Source organism: Parapontixanthobacter aurantiacus, assembly GCF_009827635.1.
Classification (GTDB): Bacteria; Pseudomonadota; Alphaproteobacteria; order Sphingomonadales; family Sphingomonadaceae; genus Parapontixanthobacter; species Parapontixanthobacter aurantiacus.
Genome location: NZ_WTYW01000001.1, coordinates 723,891 through 741,033 on the forward strand (window position 1 = coordinate 723,891; position 17,143 = coordinate 741,033).

Annotated in this window: 17 protein-coding genes and 1 tRNA gene; 14 read left to right on the plus strand and 4 right to left on the minus strand. The window is 60.8% G+C overall.

All coding sequences use genetic code 11. The features are described 5' to 3' along the window. Window positions 1-26 precede the first annotated feature (26 nt). The 4 genes from GRI38_RS03540 to GRI38_RS03555 all read left to right on the plus strand — a co-directional run bounded on the left by GRI38_RS03540 (window position 27) and on the right by GRI38_RS03555 (window position 5,456). Window positions 27-1,934, plus strand: a complete 1,908-nt coding sequence (locus GRI38_RS03540) for a hypothetical protein (protein WP_237487331.1) — start codon at window positions 27-29, stop codon at window positions 1,932-1,934. Further along, the gene (locus GRI38_RS03545) at window positions 1,931-2,833 is read left to right on the plus strand and encodes a tyrosine recombinase (protein ID WP_272916420.1); all 903 of its coding nucleotides are present in this window, start codon (window positions 1,931-1,933) and stop codon (window positions 2,831-2,833) included. The genes GRI38_RS03540 and GRI38_RS03545 overlap by 4 nt, the downstream gene beginning before the upstream one ends. Window positions 2,834-2,893: 60 nt before the next feature. Next, the gene (locus tag GRI38_RS03550; RefSeq protein WP_160681536.1) at window positions 2,894-3,838 is read left to right on the plus strand and encodes an acetyl-CoA carboxylase carboxyltransferase subunit alpha; all 945 of its coding nucleotides are present in this window, start codon (window positions 2,894-2,896) and stop codon (window positions 3,836-3,838) included. A gap of 127 nt (window positions 3,839-3,965) precedes the next feature. Beyond that, window positions 3,966-5,456: a M48 family metalloprotease gene (locus GRI38_RS03555; RefSeq protein ID WP_160681537.1), complete on the plus strand. Its 1,491-nt coding sequence runs from the start codon at window positions 3,966-3,968 to the stop codon at window positions 5,454-5,456. A 472-nt stretch (window positions 5,457-5,928) separates the two neighbouring features. Here the strand turns inward: GRI38_RS03555 and GRI38_RS03560 are convergent, their stop codons facing one another. Then, complete coding sequence (locus GRI38_RS03560) at window positions 5,929-6,102, minus strand: Flp family type IVb pilin (protein WP_160681538.1); 174 nt, start codon at window positions 6,100-6,102, stop codon at window positions 5,929-5,931. Window positions 6,103-6,215: 113 nt separating this feature from the next. After that, window positions 6,216-6,395, minus strand: a complete 180-nt coding sequence (locus GRI38_RS03565; protein WP_160681539.1) for a Flp family type IVb pilin — start codon at window positions 6,393-6,395, stop codon at window positions 6,216-6,218. A 71-nt stretch (window positions 6,396-6,466) separates the two neighbouring features. On the opposite strand from GRI38_RS03565, the gene GRI38_RS03570 reads away from it, so the two are divergent. From GRI38_RS03570 to folE, 4 genes are all read left to right on the plus strand, one after another. Continuing rightward, window positions 6,467-6,907 carry a (deoxy)nucleoside triphosphate pyrophosphohydrolase gene (locus GRI38_RS03570; RefSeq protein ID WP_237487332.1) on the plus strand — a complete coding sequence of 147 codons (441 nt, stop codon included), beginning with the start codon at window positions 6,467-6,469 and terminating at the stop codon, window positions 6,905-6,907. Between the two features lie 80 nt (window positions 6,908-6,987). Beyond that, a tRNA-Arg gene (locus tag GRI38_RS03575) sits at window positions 6,988-7,064 on the plus strand. 151 nt (window positions 7,065-7,215) lie between these two features. Further along, window positions 7,216-8,760 carry a phospholipase D-like domain-containing protein gene (locus GRI38_RS03580; protein WP_237487333.1) on the plus strand — a complete coding sequence of 515 codons (1,545 nt, stop codon included), beginning with the start codon at window positions 7,216-7,218 and terminating at the stop codon, window positions 8,758-8,760. After that, entirely contained in the window at window positions 8,757-9,365 is a 609-nt protein-coding gene (gene folE, locus GRI38_RS03585) for a GTP cyclohydrolase I FolE (protein WP_160681540.1), read from the plus strand. Before GRI38_RS03580 ends, folE begins: the two co-directional genes overlap by 4 nt. Before the next feature lie 13 nt (window positions 9,366-9,378). On the opposite strand, the gene GRI38_RS03590 is transcribed toward folE, so the two are convergent. Together GRI38_RS03590 and GRI38_RS03595 are read right to left on the minus strand one after the other, a co-directional pair. After that, a complete protein-coding gene (locus GRI38_RS03590) occupies window positions 9,379-9,681 on the minus strand; it encodes a hypothetical protein (RefSeq protein WP_160681541.1) in 303 nt (100 codons plus the stop codon). A 68-nt stretch (window positions 9,682-9,749) separates the two neighbouring features. Then, entirely contained in the window at window positions 9,750-10,229 is a 480-nt protein-coding gene (locus GRI38_RS03595) for a peroxiredoxin (protein WP_160681542.1), read from the minus strand. A gap of 242 nt (window positions 10,230-10,471) precedes the next feature. Here GRI38_RS03595 and GRI38_RS03600 point away from each other — a divergent pair, with 242 nt between their 5' ends. From GRI38_RS03600 to GRI38_RS03625, 6 genes are all read left to right on the plus strand, one after another. Continuing rightward, a complete protein-coding gene (locus GRI38_RS03600; RefSeq protein WP_160681543.1) occupies window positions 10,472-10,939 on the plus strand; it encodes an S-adenosyl-L-homocysteine hydrolase in 468 nt (155 codons plus the stop codon). 147 nt (window positions 10,940-11,086) lie between these two features. Continuing rightward, on the plus strand, window positions 11,087-12,496 hold the full coding sequence (gene ahcY, locus GRI38_RS03605; protein ID WP_160681544.1) for an adenosylhomocysteinase: 1,410 nt from the start codon (window positions 11,087-11,089) through the stop codon (window positions 12,494-12,496). 133 nt (window positions 12,497-12,629) lie between these two features. Beyond that, complete coding sequence (locus GRI38_RS03610) at window positions 12,630-14,972, plus strand: PAS domain-containing sensor histidine kinase (protein ID WP_160681545.1); 2,343 nt, start codon at window positions 12,630-12,632, stop codon at window positions 14,970-14,972. Beyond that, complete coding sequence (gene tsaE / locus GRI38_RS03615; protein ID WP_337191232.1) at window positions 14,969-15,424, plus strand: tRNA (adenosine(37)-N6)-threonylcarbamoyltransferase complex ATPase subunit type 1 TsaE; 456 nt, start codon at window positions 14,969-14,971, stop codon at window positions 15,422-15,424. Before GRI38_RS03610 ends, tsaE begins: the two co-directional genes overlap by 4 nt. Beyond that, window positions 15,421-16,416, plus strand: a complete 996-nt coding sequence (locus GRI38_RS03620; RefSeq protein WP_160681546.1) for an aminoglycoside phosphotransferase family protein — start codon at window positions 15,421-15,423, stop codon at window positions 16,414-16,416. The genes tsaE and GRI38_RS03620 overlap by 4 nt, the downstream gene beginning before the upstream one ends. After that, window positions 16,413-17,135 (plus strand): nucleotidyltransferase family protein, encoded by a 723-nt coding sequence (locus tag GRI38_RS03625; protein ID WP_160681547.1) that lies wholly within the window; start codon window positions 16,413-16,415, stop codon window positions 17,133-17,135. Before GRI38_RS03620 ends, GRI38_RS03625 begins: the two co-directional genes overlap by 4 nt. The last annotated feature ends 8 nt before the right edge of the window (window positions 17,136-17,143 follow it).

Sequence of the window (17,143 nt, forward strand, 5' to 3'; positions counted from 1 at the left end):
TGCGCGAACGAGTGGTTGGAATTGCTATGAGAACGAACGGTCGAACCATGCCGAGCAGGCGCTGGCTGACAGGAGTGGCCGCAGGCGCTTTGCTGTTCGCCGGATCGACCTTGGTCGTAGCGCAGGAAGCGCCCGAATCCCTCCTTCCGCCGGGATTCGGCGATCCACCAGCGCCCACGCCAGCTCCCGCCCCGGCACCGACCCCTTCGCCGGCGCAACCGTCCCGTCCCGCGCCATCGACGGGTTCGCCCGGAACGCCCGCACCCGATCCTTCCGGCGCGGTGGTGCAACCCATTCCCGGCGGACAGGAGGCGCGGCCAGCCCCGCCGGCGCCGAGCCGCGATATTCTGGCAGAACTACCGACGCTCGAAGAACTCGAAAACCTCTCCACTGACGAGCTCGACGAGTTGCTCGGCCTTCGTCCACAATACGATATTCCGCCTGCTGCTCGCCGCCCGCTGACGCGGGTAGGTGTCATCGGACCGCAGGAAGGCGGCGTTCCGAGTCAGTCGCTCGCGAACCAGCCCGGCACGCTCGTTGCCGCCGTGCTAGACGGAATGGACGGTCAGTTCGTGTCCCGCTGGGGGCATATCCTTCTGCGGCGCGCGCTGACCAGTCGCCTAGCCGCACCCGAAGGCATGGAACCTGTCGTCTTCGCGGCGAAGCGGACCGCCCTTCTGAACCGCATGAACGAGTTCGCCGCGGCGCGGTCGCTTGCCCAGAGCGTCGATACGGGAGAATGGAACCGTTCGCTGACCGATGCGGCGGTCAACGCCTATCTCGCGACGTCCGACATTCTGGGCATCTGTCCGGCCGTGAACCTTCAGGGCACGGAGCGCGAAGACGCGCAGTGGCGCATGTTGCAGGGTATCTGCACATCTTTCGCCGGAGAAAGCGCCCGGGCGGCAAGCGATCTCAATCGCGTCCTGCGAAGCGGTTCCGCCGAACGTATCGACGCGCTGCTCGCCCAACGCTTCGCAGGCGCTTCGGCACGCGGACGACGCGCGGTAAACATCGAGTGGCAGGGGGTCGAGGAACTGACGCCGTGGCGGTTCGCCTTGGCGAACGCGCTGGGAGAGGAAGTGCCCGAGGAACTGGTCGAAAGCGCACCTGCCTATTACCGTCTGATCGCAGCGACCGCGCCAATGCTGCCGATCGCTCAGCGGCTCGACGGCGCGCCCGAAGCTGCGGAACGCGGAATCCTTTCCTCTTCGGCAATGGTCGACCTCTATTCCCAAGCCTATGTCTTTGCCGAGCAGGACAGCGACGCATTGCAGAGCGCGGAAGCGTTGCGTGCCGCCTATGTTGCGCCGAGCCCGGCGCAGAAGCTGGAAGCCTTACGCGCCATCTGGAGCGAGGGGGAAACGCGTTACGGCAAGATGGTCAGTACGGCGTTCGCTTCGGCCCGCTATCCAGTAACCTCGGTAGAAAGCGCCGACGCCTTCTCACTTCTGGCGTCCATGCTTTCCGCTGGACTGGACCGCAATGCGCTCGCTTGGGAGAATCAGGTCGAGGAGGGGAGTGCGGCCTGGGCATTGTTGGCCGTCGCGCGCCCTGGCGAAGGCGGTAGCGTCTCGTCAGGCGATTTCGACAGTTTCGTCGATGACGACGACAGTTCCGGCCAGCGCAAGGCGAAGCTGGCTTTGGCCGGGCTCGCCGGACTGGGCCGCTTGCAGGGCGGAACCATCTCCGATTTCGAAGAGAGGCTTTCGGTCAATCTGCAAAAGAATTCGAAATGGGCGCAGACGATCCGTCGCGCCGCAGAAGTTCGCAATCCGACGATGGTGGTCCTGCTTGCCGGGCTGGGAATGCAGGGGGATAGCTGGGCACGCATGACGCCAGCTCACCTGTTCGAAATCGTGCGCTCGCTCGACGCCGTCGGCCTCGGCGCGGAAGCGCGCATGATCGCAGCCGAAGCGATTGCCCGCGGTTGACGGGCGGGGCGGCAATCCGCTCGGATAACCGCGAACTCATCGAGCGGTTTCTCTCAGCGATGGCTGCTGAACGAGGGGCCGCCCGGAACACCATCCTCGCCTACAGGCGAGACCTCGAACAGGCCGCGGAGGTCGTTGGCGACCTGGCCACTGCCGAGAAGCGTGCATTCGAGCGGCTCACTTCGGCATTGTCCGAGGCAGCGCCGGCGACCGTCGCGCGCAAGATTTCTGCCGTTCGGCAATTCTGCGATTTTCTGCGCGAAGAAGGCATTCGCGAAGACGATCCGAGCACGGCTCTGCGTGCGCCCACACCGGCCCGCAATTTGCCGAAGATCCTGTCGGTCGGACAGGTCGATCGTTTGCTCGAACGCGCGGAGGAGGAAGCGACCGGCGACGAACCGCGCAAGGTGCGCCAACTTCTCTTCGTCGAGCTGCTTTACGGTTCGGGGCTACGCGCGAGCGAGATGGTCGGACTGCCGCTTGCCGCCGTGCCGCGCGATGCTCCTTTCCTGACGGTAACGGGGAAGGGCGGCCAGACGCGGCTCGTCCCGATTAGCGGCCGGGCGCGGATCGCTCTTTCGCGCTGGCTACTTCTGAGGAAGGTGCAATCGCGCTACCTCTTTCCATCGCGCGCGACGCACATATCGCGCATCCGGCTCTACCAGATAATCAAGGAACTGGCTGGCCGCGCGGGCTTGCCGATGGAGAAAGTCAGCCCGCATGTGCTGCGCCATGCCTTTGCGACGCATCTGCTGGAGGGCGGTGCGGACCTGCGCGTTCTGCAGACGTTGCTCGGCCATGCCGACATCGCGACGACGCAAATCTATACTCATCTCGACGCGGCGCGGCTCGTCGAACTGGTCAATCAGCGGCATCCTCTGGCGAAAAGGGACGGGTAGCGGCGACGACGTTCCGTTCGAGGCTTGCTTGGGCAGGGTCCACGCATTAGCGCAGCTTGCATGAACGCTTACCTCGATTTCGAAAAGCCCGTCGCGCAGCTCGAAGCGCGCATTGCCGATCTGCGAAGCAGTGCACAGTCCGACCAGGTCGATATTTCGGCGGAACTCGCTCGCCTCGAACAGAAGAGCGCGGCCCTCCTCGAAACGACCTACTCCTCGCTCACCCCGTGGCAGAAGACGCAGGTCGCGCGACACCCTAAGCGGCCTCATTTTCGCGATTACGTGCAGTACGGCTTTGCGGATTTCATGCCGCTGGGCGGGGATCGGCTCTATGGCGACGACGAGGCGATCATGGGCGGCTTCGCCAAGCTCGACGGGCGACGGGTCATGCTGATCGGTCACGAGAAGGGGCACGACACGGAAAGCCGCCTGCGTCACAATTTCGGCATGGGAAAGCCAGAGGGCTATCGCAAGGCAATCCGGCTCATGGAGCTTGCCGGACGGTTCGGCCTGCCGGTGGTCACCCTCGTCGATACCTCAGGCGCGTTCCCGGGCGTCGAAGCGGAGGAACGCGGCCAGGCAGAGGCCATTGCTCGCTCGACAGAAGCCTGCCTTGCCCTTCCGGTACCGATCATCTCCGTCATCGTCGGCGAGGGCGGTTCAGGCGGCGCGGTCGCGCTGGCTGCGTCGAACCGCGTGCTGATGCTCGAACACGCGGTCTATTCCGTCATTTCGCCCGAAGGGTGTGCGTCGATCCTCTGGCGCACCGCCGAAAAGGCGTCCGAAGCGGCGCAAGCGATGAAAGTGACATCCAGCGATCTGCTGTCCCTCGGCGTTATCGATGGCGTCGTTCCCGAGCCGGTTGGCGGCGCGCATCGCGATCCTGAAACCGCCGCAGATCGCCTGACCTCTCGAATTTCCGAAGAACTCGCACAATTCGATGGCCGAACCTCGAAGGAAATCGTTGCTCAGCGCGAAGAGCGTTTTCTCAATATGGCCCGCTAAGACCGCGCAAGGCGGGAACAAATCGGCGAAGACAATACTTTCACCTGCATAAAACGCGCAAGCGCGCCGTGAGGCTGAAGCCGATGCGAAAAGCATCGTGCATCTCTCACGCTGCAAGGGGAAAACAATGTCCAGATCGTCGTTCAACCGTTCCAAGATTACCGCGCTGGCAAGCTGTGCCGGTCTCGCCCTCACCCTGTCGGGTTGCATGGGCACGGCGAACATTCCGAGCGCCTCCGCACCGATCACGCAGTCCGAAGCGCAACAGGGTGCCGAGTATCACCCGCAATTGCTCTCGGAGTTCGGTGGCCGGATGACGGGCCCGCAAGCGAACTACGTGGAACAGGTCGGACAGAATATCGCCGTCGAATCGGGCCTCGCCAATGCCCGCGAATCCTTCACCGTTTCGCTGCTCGACAGTTCGGTGAACAACGCCTTCGCGATCCCCGGCGGATATGTTTATACGACGCGCCAGCTCGTTTCGCTCATGAACAACGAGGCGGAGCTTGCCGCCGTGCTCGGCCATGAGGTCGGCCACGTGGCTGCTCGTCACGCCCAGCGGCGGCAGGCGAATGCACAGCGTAACTCGATTCTTGGCGCCGGTGCCGCCATTCTTTCGGGCATTCTTTTGGGCAACAATCCGCTCGGCCAGCAGCTTGGACAGGCAGCCTTGCAAACGTCGCAATTGCTGACCCTGCGTTTTTCCCGCAGTCAGGAACTTGAAGCCGACGCGCTTGGAATCCGTTATCTCGACACTGCCGGTTATGATCCGCGTGCGATGAGCACGGTTCTGCGCAGTCTTGCCCTGCAAAACCAGCTCGATGCGCAGCTTCAGGGGAGGGGCGACGCAAAACTTCCGGAATGGGCCTCGACGCACCCCGATCCCGCCAGTCGTGTGCAAACTGCCTTGGAGCGGGCGCAGGGCTTGGGAGAAGGTATCACGAATCGTGACACGTTCCTGACGCGGATAGACGGTCTGACGTATGGTGACAGCCCATCGCAAGGGGTCATCGAAGGACAGAGCTTCATTCATCCCGATCTTCGTCTGCGTTTCACGGCGCCGGACGGCTACTACATGGTCAATTCGACGAGAGCGGTCGCGATCAACGGGCAGACCGGCCAGGCGCAGTTTACGCTCGCTCAGTATGGTGGAAATCTCGAAAACTATGTCGCTTCGGTGTTCAGGAGTCTGGGCGGAGACCAGCAGGCGCTAACGCCGGCAAGCATTCAGCGCACGACCGTCAACGGCTTGCCTGCCGCCTACGGCACTGCACGGGTCAATAACGGCCAAAGCCAGGTCGATGTTGTCGTTTTTGCCTACGAATTCTCGAATGACCGGGCCTACCACTTTCAGGCGATTGCGCCTGCTGGAAGGGCCGGCGTCTTCTCGCCGCTGTTCAATTCGATGCGGCGCATTACGCAGGCTGAGGCTGACAACATCATACCGCGCGTATTGGACGTCGTAACCGTGCAGCCGGGTGATACCGTTCAGCGCCTTGCTAGCCGAATGGCTTACGACACCGGACAGATCGAGCGGTTCCGCGTCCTCAACGGATTGGTCGGAGACGAACAGCTTCGGGCCGGGCAAAAAGTGAAGATCGTCGTTCGCGGACGCTAGAACGTACGAATCCGTCACTTCGCGCTCCTGACGCTTCTTCGCGGGACTTCTCGTGAGCAGGTGGTGCAGAGGTACGCATCACGGTTTTTTCGGTTTGCGAATTCTGTTGGATGGTTGCTGCGGCGCTGTTTAGCGGTTGCGATATCTGCTCCGTCAGCGCCTCTGCCAAGGACATTGCGCCCAAGGCTAGAAAAGCAGCGAGGACGCCTGCCTCGACGCTGGCAGAACCCGCTTCGCTCTTGAGGCACTGCATGAACCTGTTCATCTTCCCTCTCCGATCTGATGGCGTCCCGAACAGCGGGATGCTTCGAAGGGGGAGTTAGCTGCTGTCCTTTGGCGGTTACATTATCCACAACATACGCAGAACCACTTAGGTCAGCCACACAGACACAAAAAAAAGAAAAGGGCGACCGGAATTGCCGGCCGCCCTTTCTTTTACGGATGCAGGTCTCAGGCCTGCATCGGCATCGACTTAGCTGTTAGCGTTGCTAAGTTCGTCGCCAACTGCGTTGAAGGTGTTGTTCAGGTTGTTGCCGAGGCTGCCGAGAGCCGTGATCAGAGCGACAGCGATAAGAGCGGCGATCAGGCCGTATTCGATTGCCGTTGCGCCTTCTTCGTCGCGGATCAGCTTCTTGAAATTCGTCATTTGTAGTCTCCTGGTTTTGGTCTTCGATACCCGTCTTGCGCCATGTCGGTTCAAGAGTGTTCGGGTTTAGGTTGAAGGTGTTGAAAATTCGCTAACGTGAAACCGATGAATTCTCAGTCGTTGACGACGCCATCGATGTTGTTGCTGGTATAGTTCCAGAGGTTGGAAATGGACGCACCGGCATAGGTGAAGCTCGTCATTGCGCCGAGGAAGATCAGCGCAAGTATCAGTCCGTATTCGACGGCGGTCGCGCCGCTTTCGTCCTTGAGGAAGGCTGTCAGTTCGTGTCGCATGCTGGAGCAGTCTCCGGGACGTTTCGGAATTCGGATGCGACAGGCACTAAGCATTTGCAGTTAAGGATTGGTTGAAGGAAACGAAGAAAGTGGAAAGTATTCCGACATGGCTCCCCGTGGTTGCGCTGGCTTTGCGCAATTCGGACGGGCACTGGATGATGCAACGACGCCCTCTTTCAAAAGAGCACGGCGGCCTTTGGGAATTTCCCGGTGGTAAGGTCGAACCCGGCGAAACGCCTCGCACCGCCCTCGTTCGGGAAATTGCGGAAGAGCTTGGCATCCGCATTCAGGCGAAAGATCTCCGGGCATTTGCCTTCGGCGATAGCGACGACAGAGAAGACGGTGGGACCATTGTCGTCATGCTTTACAGTTGCGACCAGTGGGAGGGTGAACCACGCTCACTCGAGGGGGGCCAGATAGCGTGGGTCCCCGCGAGCCGGTTCCGAGATTTGGATATGCCGCCGATTGATGCCGAACTATCTCGCCGCCTTATTCAATGCGAAGCGGCATGATGTAGGCAAGGCGAAGCCAATCTTCTGAATTGAGCTATTGCCAAGGTTGCCACTGCCTCCTATGTGGCCACTTCCATTGCGCGCCCGTAGCTCAGCTGGATAGAGTACCTGACTACGAATCAGGTGGCCGGAGGTTCGAATCCTTCCGGGCGCGCCATTTTTTCCCTGCAATCGCCATCCCGTAAGCCGTTCGACGAGCTTCTTCTCGGGATGGGGCTTGGCGAGCGATTTCGGCTCTAGCCGAAGAGGGCGATAAGCGTCTAACGCTTGCGCGCGATAGGCCAACGGTGCCGAGGGGGAGCCTGCAATTGAGCACGACCGACGACGATACGTTGACCGACAAGAGCGTGTCGCGGCTGCCGCCGAGCGTAGAGCCGGAAGTCTGGCGCTACGAGATGGTCGAACGCGCTTCCCTCATCATCGATGCTGCCGATTACTTCGCAGTCATGCAGGCCGCCATGCTCAAAGCCAGACGGCGCATCCTGCTGATCGGCTGGGATGTCGACACGCGCATTCATCTCGCTACGGGACGAAGCTGGTGGCAACGCGGCTGGAGCGAGAAATATCCGAGCAGGCTCGGCAGCTTCGTCGCGTGGCTCGCTCGCCATCGTCCAGGTCTTGAGATCCGTATCCTGAAATGGAGCTTCGGGGCGTTCAAGTTCGCGCTGCGCGGTTCGATGTGGTGGGACCTGATGCGGTGGTTTCCCCACAAACAGATCGATTTCAAATTCGACAGCGCGCACCCGGTCGGTTGCAGCCATCACCAGAAGATTGCCGTCATCGATTCGACGCTGGCCGTCTGCGGGGGGATCGACATGACGACCGGCCGCTGGGACACACGTCAACACAAGGAAGACGACGACGGGCGGACCGGGCCTGATGGCGACCAGCATCCGCCGTGGCACGATGCCACGATGATGATGGAAGGTCCCATCGCGACCGCTCTTGCGGAGCTGGGTAAGGACCGATGGATCAGGGCAGGGGGCAAACCCCTTCCGGATGTCGAACCGCATGAAAGCATCTGGCCCGAAGGGCTCGACGTTCAGTTCGAGAATGTCGAACTCGGCATTGCGCGAACCCGCGCAGCCTATCGCGACTGGGAAAAGGTCGAGGAAATCGAGCGGTTGTTCGTCAAGCATATCCGCGAGGCCGAATACTTCATCTACGCCGAAAGCCAGTATTTTGCCTCACGTGTCATCGCTGAAGCGATTCTGGATCGCCTCGGCGAAGACAACCCGCCGGAGTTTGTCATCGTTCATCCCGAACATGCTGAAGGCTGGCTCGAACAGCAGGCGATGGACCATGCTCGCGCGGAACTGGTCCGATGCCTGAACGATGCCGATACGAAGAAGCGCTTTTCGCTCTGGACGCCCTTTACCGGAAAAACGCCGATATACGTCCACGCCAAGATCATGATAGTCGACGATGTCGTCTTCCGCATCGGTTCGGCAAACATGAACAATCGGTCCCTCGGTCTCGATAGCGAGTGCGATGTGTTCCTGGACAAGCGGCGCAAGGCCAACGCGCATGTCGGCGATCAGATCGAGAAGATCCGCCACTCCCTGCTTGCCGAGCATTGCGGCGTGAAAGAGAGCGAAATGGTCGCCTTACTCAAGACGCACGGTTCGATGCGCGGTGTCATCGAAGCGACGCAGACGGAGGGCGGACGCAATTTGCGCGAATATGAGTTGCCGGAATTGAATGGCGTCGAAGAGACCTTGGCAGAGTCGCAATTGCTCGATCCGGAGGATCCGGAGGACATGTTCGAGCCGTTTGCAAAAGGCGGAATGTTCCGTAAGCGGTCGAGGCTGAAACGAGTGAAGGATCGCATCGCAAGGAGGCTGACGCGATGAGCAGTTTGGTGGGACCGGATGAGGACGTAGAACGCGGCAAGCCGCCGGTACCCGAAGAGGTACAGGCGGCGATCCGCACGCTGATCGAATGGGCGGGCGACGATCCCACGAGAGAAGGTTTGCTCGACACGCCGAAACGGGTCGCGCGAGCATGGAAGGAATATTGTCTCGGCTATGAAGAAGACCCGGCGGTGCATCTCAGCCGGGTGTTCGAAGAAGTCGGCGGCTATGACGAGATCGTCCTGTTGAAAGACATTCCCTTTCAGTCGCATTGCGAACACCACATGGCTCCAATCATCGGGAAGGCGGCCATCGCCTATTTACCCAACGACCACGTGGTCGGTATCTCCAAGCTTGCGCGCGTCCTGCATGGTTTCGCGCGCCGGTTGCAGATACAGGAGCGACTTACGGCAGAAGTCGCGCAGTGCATTCAGGAGCATCTGAAACCGCAAGGCGTTGCGGTCGTTATCGAGGCAAGCCACGCCTGTATGACTGCGCGCGGCGTCAGAACCCCCGGTGTGAGCATGGTGACGAGCCGGATGATGGGCATCTTCCGCGAGGACGAACGCAGCCGGAAAGAAGTCCTCAGCCTGATGGGCTATTAATTAGCGCTAGTCGTTACTTGCCGAGCAACCTGTCGAGCAGAGGCGGCTTGTGCCGCGTCGGCGCGCTCTCTCCGGTAATCTGGAAAAGATAGGTAGCCAGTTGCACTGCCTGCGTTTTTGTCATGAACATGCAGGTTTCGTGGACATCCTGATCGCGTTCCTGTGATGCGTCGAGCGACTGCATCCGAAGGGATAGTCGATCGCCCAGATCTCCCGCGCTCCAGCCGAGCAGAACCTTGTAGTCAGTGCAATCGGCCGAAATCTCGGCACGGTTGTCAATCGTTTCCGGGAATTGTTCGGAAGGCTTCTCGACCATCTTCGTTCGTTCCGAGAGAGGCGCCCGGGAATGCTCGCGCCATGCGGCATTCCCGGGGCTGGTTCGTATTACATCTGCTCGAGCATATGTTCCGCGCTGCTGACGGAATAGTCGCCCGGCTGCTCTACGTTCAGCTGCTTTACGACGCCATCTTCCACCAGCATCGAGAACCGCTGACCCCGCTGGCCTAGACCGAAGCCCGATCCGTCCATCGTAAGGCCCAGTTCGCGCGCGAAATCGCCATTCCCGTCAGAAAGCATGGTGACCTCCTTCGCGCCCGTCGTGTCCTTCCAGGCGCCCATCACGAACGGGTCGTTGACGGCCGTGCAGGCGATCTCGTCGACGCCCCTGGCTTTCAACTCGGCGGCGTGATCTTCGAAGCTCGGCAAATGCTTGGCCGAACAGGTCGGCGTAAATGCACCCGGAACGGAGAACAGCGCGACCTTGCGCCCCGCGAAGAAATCGCTGGACTGGACTTTCTCAGGTCCGTTCTCGGTCGGTTTGATGAGCGTGGTATCGGGCAGCTTGTCGCCGACGGAAATTGTCATTCTTGTTTCTCCGCTTCTGGTGGTGCGTGGTCCGCTTAGCACATAGGCATGTGCCGTCGCATAGCAAGCGATTGCATCGGAGCGCCGTCGCTCGTCCGACGGATGGTTAATTTGCGCTCATCCTGTTTGTTTAAGAAAGCCTAAATGCTTGGGCGCGATCCCTGTTGGCAGGGGCCTTGAGACAGCCCTGTTCGAAGCAGACGCCGCCGCTTCGTAGCGGCCGGCCCAACGGGGGACAGGAAATGCAGAATATCCGCAGGAAACTAGCTGGGGCAGCCGTCGCTGCCGCCATGCTTGCCACGCCGTCGAACGCGATCGCCGCAGACACGCTGCAAACGGCAGAAAACATCCGCAAGCTCGACATCATGCTAATGGTGACGAGCCTTCGCTGCCGAACCGGGAAGGACGATTTCCAGCCTGAATACCGTAAGTTTTCCGCAGCGCATCTTTCGACATTGAACCTCGCCGGGCGGCAGCTTCGCACCGATCTGCAGAAGCGACACGGTGCTAAAGGTGCAATGCGCGCACTCGACCGGATGAGCGTCGGCATGGCGAACGAATACGGGCAGGGGCATCCGTGGCTCGAATGTGCCGAGCTCAAGAAGGTTGCGAACAACCTGTCGGAGGAACGCGACCCCAATCAGCTCGCCCTGGCTGCCTCGCAACTTCTCGATTCGCGCCGCGGCCGGAACCTCGCCTATCTCGATTAGGAACAGGTACGGCGCGAACGGCCTTACGGAAGTTCGCAACGGTTGCTCTTGGCAGGGCGAAAGGATAGGGGCGGTGCCAACTCGGCGCCGCCCTTTCTTGCGTGCGCTGCAAATCTTCTATCCGAACAAATACAAGGACCGACGCGCGTGGCCGACTTCAACGATTATGTCATCAAGGATATTTCTCTCGCCAATTACGGACGTGCGGAGATCGAGATAGCCGAAACCGAAATGCCGGGTCTGATGGCCCTGCGTGAGGAATATGGTTCGGCAAAGCCGCTGAAGGGCGCGCGGATCACCGGCTCTCTCCACATGACGATCCAGACGGCAGTCCTGATCGAGACGCTCGTCGCACTCGGCGCGGACGTGCGCTGGGCGACCTGCAACATTTTCTCCACGCAGGATCATGCCGCAGCTGCAATCGCGGCGAAGGACATCCCCGTCTTCGCAATCAAGGGTGAATCGCTGGCCGACTACTGGAACTATGTCGGGAAGATTTTCGACTGGTCGACCGACGACGATGGCGAGCGGACGGCGAACCTGATCCTCGACGATGGCGGCGATGCGACGATGTTCGCGCTGTGGGGGGCACGTATCGAAGCGGGCGAGACGATGCCCGAACCGACCAATGCCGAAGAGATCGAGATGCAGAAGGCGTTGAAGAAATTCATCGCGGAGAAGCCGGGTTATCTCACCAGGTCGGTGCAGAACATCAAGGGCGTTTCGGAAGAAACGACGACTGGTGTGATGCGCCTCTACCAGATTGCAAAGGCGGGCAAGCTTCCGTTTCCGGCAATCAACGTGAACGATTCGGTGACGAAGTCGAAGTTCGACAATCTTTATGGCTGCAAGGAATCGCTGGTCGACGCTATCCGCCGCGCTACCGACGTCATGCTTGCCGGTAAGGTGGCCTGCGTCGCCGGTTACGGCGATGTCGGCAAGGGCTCGGCAGCTTCCCTGCGCGACGGCGGAGCACGCGTCATGGTGACCGAGATCGATCCGATCTGCGCGCTTCAGGCGGCGATGGACGGCTTCGAAGTTGTTACGATGGACGAAGCGGTGAAGCGGGCCGACATCTTCGTGACGGCTACCGGTAACGAGGACGTCATCACCGCCGAACACATGAAGTCGATGAAGAACATGGCGATCGTCAGCAATATCGGCCACTTCGACAGCGAGATCCAGATTTCCGCGCTCGACAATTACGAATGGCAGGAGATCAAGGAAGGCACGGACCTCGTGACGTTCCCCGACGGAAAGAAGATCCTCGTCCTTGCGAAGGGGCGTCTCGTCAATCTGGGCTGCGCGACGGGACATCCCAGCTTCGTCATGAGCGCGAGCTTCACCAACCAGACGCTGGCGCAGATCGAGCTTCATACGAAGTCGGACGAGTACAAAAACGAGGTCTACGTCCTTCCCAAGCACCTCGACGAGAAGGTCGCGGCCCTGCACCTCGACAAGCTCGGCGTCGCACTGAGCCAGCTGAGCCAGAAGCAGGCCGACTATATCGGAGTTCCCAAGGAAGGCCCGTTCAAGCCCGATCATTATCGCTACTGATCGGGCGAACTGCGTCTGACGTCCGCTCCGGTTTCGAGAACCTCGCGAGAGGCTCGGGGCCGGACCGGACGAGCGCACTCGGCCAACCGAATCTGCGTTGCAATGCGCCGCGCAGCGCCATAGCGTCGAATCGATGGAAATATCCGCCACCGCTCTTGCCCTGATCGGCCTATTGCTGGCTGTCTGGACGGGCGGCGCGACCTGGGTCGTCCTGCAATATGCGGGGCGGGCCCGGACCGCGGAGGCGACGAAAAAAACCTCGAAGCGCCTTTCCCGCATGATCGAGGAGGCACCCGCCGTGCCGTTGCTCGTGCGTACGGACGGACGGATCGAGGCACCGGATCGACTTGCACGCTGGCTGGGTCTCGACAAGGTTCCCGATTATCTCAGCGAATTGTCGGCGCACAAGGATCGCGGCCTCAGCGAAACGCAGGTCGAGGAACTTACGACTCTTGTCCGCCGCACGCAAAAGACAGCTGCGCCCTTTCGCATTTCCGTAAGAGCGGTCGGGTCGTCACGCAGCCTCGCAATGTGGGGGTATCTCGCCGATCCGGAAGTCTCTCCGACCGGAGCCGCGCTCATCTGGGTCTTCGACTTTAGCGAGAGCGACGAAGAACTGGAGCATCTGCGGGCAGAAGCGAGGCGGTCGCGCGATGACTTTGCCGCGCTCGTGGGACTGATCGAGGCCGCGCCCAGTCCGATGTGGTTTCGCGGCAAAGACGCCAGGCTGCGCCTCGTGAACGGCGCCTATGTCGAGGCCGTCGGCGCGGAGAGTGCAGATGCCGTCGTTACCGACCAGATCGAACTAGTCGAGACGGTCGACGGCGCAAGCGCCTCGCAAGTCGCACAGCAGGCAGCCGACAAGCGCCAGCCAATCGAACGAGTCGTCACGGCGACAATCGGCGGGGAGCGGCGCACCTTGCGGGTCACCGACTTACCGCTGATCGGTGAAGGCATTGCCGGATATGCTGTCGACATCGAAGAAATGAAGGAACAGGCGCGCCAGTTCCGTGCATTCCGCAATGCACAGCGGCAGATGCTCGATCAGCTGTCGATCGGCGTTGCCCAGTTCAATGCAGAGCGTCGGCTGACCTTTGCCAACCAGCCATTTCACCGGGTCTTCGCGTTGCCGCCGGGAGCCGTCACGGAGAATGCCGATTTCGGACGGGTCCTGATGATCGCTCGCGAAGGCGGCCGCATTCCGGAAGTGCGCGATTTTCCCGCATGGCGCAAGGAAATCGCCGAGTGGTTTCAGGCGAAGGAAACCAAGGAAGAGGCTTGGCCTCTGCCCGATGGAACCCATCTGCGGATCGTCGCCCAGCCCATGCCCGACGGGGGCCTGGTCTTCATCGCGGAGGATCGGACCGAACAACTCGCCATTTCGGCTATGCGCGATACGCTGCTGCGGACGCGGACGGCAACGTTCGACAATCTCTATGAAGCGCTGGCGGTATTCACGCCCGACGGGACGCTCGAATTATGGAACCGTGGTTTCAATCGGGTCTGGGGTCTGGAAGAGGACGCGATCGAGGGGCATTCCGATGCGGAAACGCTCATGCGGATCATCGAACCGAAACTTGCCGAACCGCAACGGGCAAGCGCTATCGGAAATTCGATCAGGGCAGCCACGCTCGACCGCAAGAAACGGCAGGGGCGGGTGCAATTGGCTGACGGGCGTACCCTGGAATATGCAGGCGTTCCCCTGCCGGACGGCAACGGCTTGCTTACCATTCTCGACATCACTGCGTCGCGCCGGGCAGAGGAAGCATTGCTCGAACGCAATCGCGCGCTTGAGGAGGCCGATGCGGTGATGAACCGCTTCCTCGCCAATATGTCCTACGAGTTTCGCACGCCGCTTACGTCCATCAGCGGCTTTGCCGAATTGCTCGAATCGGGTGCTGCCGGACAACTCACCGATCAGGCGAAGGACTACGCGAAAGCGATCAGCGCATCTGTCGCGCGCCTTACGGAGCAGGTGGAAAACGTCCTCAACCTTACGCAGAGCGAAGCGGGCCTGCTTCCCATTAGAAAAGCCAAACTCGAATTGCTGCCTTTCATCACGCAGATCGTCCGCTCTCGCGAAGCAGTCATAACCGAGAACGGACTGACGCTCGATCTGCGCGGAAATGCTGGCCTCTATGCAGAGGCAGACGGCCCGCAATTGCGGCGGGCCGTGACACATCTGCTCGACAATGCAATTACTGCAGCGGAGCAGGGCGGGAAAATCCAGATCGTCCTTCGCAAGCACGAAAAGCGCACACAGATCATCATTGCCGACAATGGCTGCGGAATGGATCAGGAAGAACTGTCGCGGGCGATGGATGGGCTGCGGCCAGCCACCGATGGAAAAGGCCTGGAACGGCGCAAGGGTCTCGGTATTCCGCTGGCCCAGCAATTGATCGAAGCGCATGACGGATCATTGAAGATCGTCTCGAAGAAGGGCGAAGGCACGATGGCGACGATCTCGCTGCCGTGACGGAACAACTGCCAACGACCGCGGAACTCCCCAACCTCGATGCCGTGGACCGGCTCGGGAGCGCGATAGCGCAGAAGTTGAAGGTCGGAGATGTGGTCGCCTTGTCCGGGACGCTCGGGGCGGGCAAGACGACCCTCGCGCGGGCGATTCTGCGGCATCTCGGTCATGAGGGGGACGTGCCTTCTCCAAGTTTTACGATCCTCGAAGTGTACGAACCGCCTTCGGTCAGGCTTCCGCTGGTCCATGCCGACTTCTACCGGCTCGACGATCCTTCCGAGGCGGACCAGTTGGGGCTGGAGGAATATCGCGCGGACGCCGCTATGATCGCGGAATGGCCGGAGAATGTCGGCGGGTTCGCGCATGACGAGCGATGCTTGCAAATCGACCTGTCTCTTGTAGGCGAAAGGCGGATTGCGAAGATTGAACCGGGCAAGGATTGGCTGAAAAGATGAGTTCGAGCGAATTACCGCCTGGGGGCGAGCGCTTTCTAGCCGATACGCAATGGAAAGGGGCGACGGTTCATCCGCTGCCGGGCGATGCTTCGTTCCGCCGCTACTTTCGGCTCCGAAAGGGGGCATCGTCGGCAATGCTGATGTTTGCTCCGCCCCCGCACGAGGATCCCGAACCGTTTCTGACAGTTGCCAAATGGCTTTGCGATAACGGCTTCCGGGCTCCCGACATCATCGCGCAGGATGCGGGCAAGGGCTTCGTCTTGCTTGAGGATTTCGGCGATATCCGCCTGCGCGAGTGGCTGGACGACCGACCCCAAGACGAGGAAGCGCTCTACGGGAAAGCGGTCGATACGCTCGTCGCGCTGCGCGAAGCTCCGACGCCCGAATTCGACCAATACAATCTCCCGACATATCTGCGCGAAGCGCGTCTTTTCGTCGAATGGTATTGCGAGGCGTTGGACCTGACGGTCGACGAAAGCGGTTGGGAGCGGGCGTGGGAAGACGTGCTGCAACCCGTCATGCTTCGGCAGGATGAGGGCATCTGCGTACTGCGAGATTATCATGCCGAGAACATCATGCTTGTACACCCGGGCGGCGATGCTGCACCGGAACAGGGCTTGATCGATTTTCAGGACGCGCTGGCCGGTCATCCTGCCTACGACCTCGTATCACTGCTGCAGGATGCGCGGCGCGACGTCTCGCCGGAAACCGAAGTCGCAATGATCGACCGCTATCTTGAGCGGACCGGCGAGGGCGAGCAGTTCCGCGCCGATTACGCAATTCTCGGCGCGCAGCGGAACGCCAAGATCGTCGGCATCTTCGTGCGACTCGCGAGACGGGACGGCAAAGGCCATTATCTGCGGATGATCCCCCGCGTCTGGCGCTTGTTCGAACGCGACCTTCTCCACCCTGCTCTGCAACCGGTAGCGGACTGGTTCGACGCGAACATTCCTGCCGATGTCCGCAAGAATTATGGAGGTATTTCGGAATGAGCGCGTCCGGCCTCGCGAGCGATAGCGCGATGGTCATGGCCGCGGGCCTCGGCAAGCGAATGCGTCCGCTGACCGCAACGCAGCCGAAACCGCTCGTTCGCGTGGCGGGGAAGGCGCTCATCGACCATGTGCTCGACTGGATTGCGGAAGCCGGGATCGAACGTGCCGTGGTCAATGTGCACTACCTCGCCGATGCGCTCGAAGCTCATCTGAAGGAGCGGAAGAAGCCTGCGATCACGATTTCGGACGAACGCGACCAGCTGCTCGAGACGGGCGGGGGCATGATCAAGGCGCTGCCGCAGTTGCCCGACCCGTTCTTCTGCCTCAACGCCGACAACATCTGGCTCGACGGACCGCGGAACGCGCTTCTCGACCTGTCGGCGCAATGGGACCCCGAACGAATGGACGCGCTGCTGCTGCTGGTCGAGCACGGCCATGCCCGCAATTTTAAGGGCGAGGGGGACTTCCACCTCAGCGATGTCGGGCGGCTGTCCCGTCGCAAGTCGGGCCGCATTGCGCCGTTCATCTATACCGGTTTGCAACTCGTGTCGCATCGCCTGTTGCGCGACGCTCCAGAGGGAAAGTTCTCGACGAATGTCTTATGGGATCGTGCGATCTCGGAGGACCGGTTGTTCGGTGTCAGTTTCACCGGATCGTGGTTCGAAGTCGGCACGCCGCAATCGATCGCTCCAACCGAATATGCGCTGCGCAATGGCTGACATGCGGT

Coding starts and splice junctions, on each gene's coding strand:
- GRI38_RS03610 (WP_160681545.1), top strand. CDS start 12,630: ATGGAAATATCCGCCACCGCTCTTGCCCTGATCGGCCTATTGCTGGCT.
- GRI38_RS03565 (WP_160681539.1), bottom strand. CDS start 6,395: ATGCGACACGAACTGACAGCCTTCCTCAAGGACGAAAGCGGCGCGACC.
- GRI38_RS03550 (WP_160681536.1), top strand. CDS start 2,894: ATGAACGCTTACCTCGATTTCGAAAAGCCCGTCGCGCAGCTCGAAGCG.
- GRI38_RS03560 (WP_160681538.1), bottom strand. CDS start 6,102: ATGACGAATTTCAAGAAGCTGATCCGCGACGAAGAAGGCGCAACGGCA.
- GRI38_RS03595 (WP_160681542.1), bottom strand. CDS start 10,229: ATGACAATTTCCGTCGGCGACAAGCTGCCCGATACCACGCTCATCAAA.
- folE (WP_160681540.1), top strand. CDS start 8,757: ATGAGCAGTTTGGTGGGACCGGATGAGGACGTAGAACGCGGCAAGCCG.
- GRI38_RS03600 (WP_160681543.1), top strand. CDS start 10,472: ATGCAGAATATCCGCAGGAAACTAGCTGGGGCAGCCGTCGCTGCCGCC.
- GRI38_RS03620 (WP_160681546.1), top strand. CDS start 15,421: ATGAGTTCGAGCGAATTACCGCCTGGGGGCGAGCGCTTTCTAGCCGAT.
- GRI38_RS03555 (WP_160681537.1), top strand. CDS start 3,966: ATGTCCAGATCGTCGTTCAACCGTTCCAAGATTACCGCGCTGGCAAGC.
- GRI38_RS03540 (WP_237487331.1), top strand. CDS start 27: ATGAGAACGAACGGTCGAACCATGCCGAGCAGGCGCTGGCTGACAGGA.
- GRI38_RS03590 (WP_160681541.1), bottom strand. CDS start 9,681: ATGGTCGAGAAGCCTTCCGAACAATTCCCGGAAACGATTGACAACCGT.
- GRI38_RS03625 (WP_160681547.1), top strand. CDS start 16,413: ATGAGCGCGTCCGGCCTCGCGAGCGATAGCGCGATGGTCATGGCCGCG.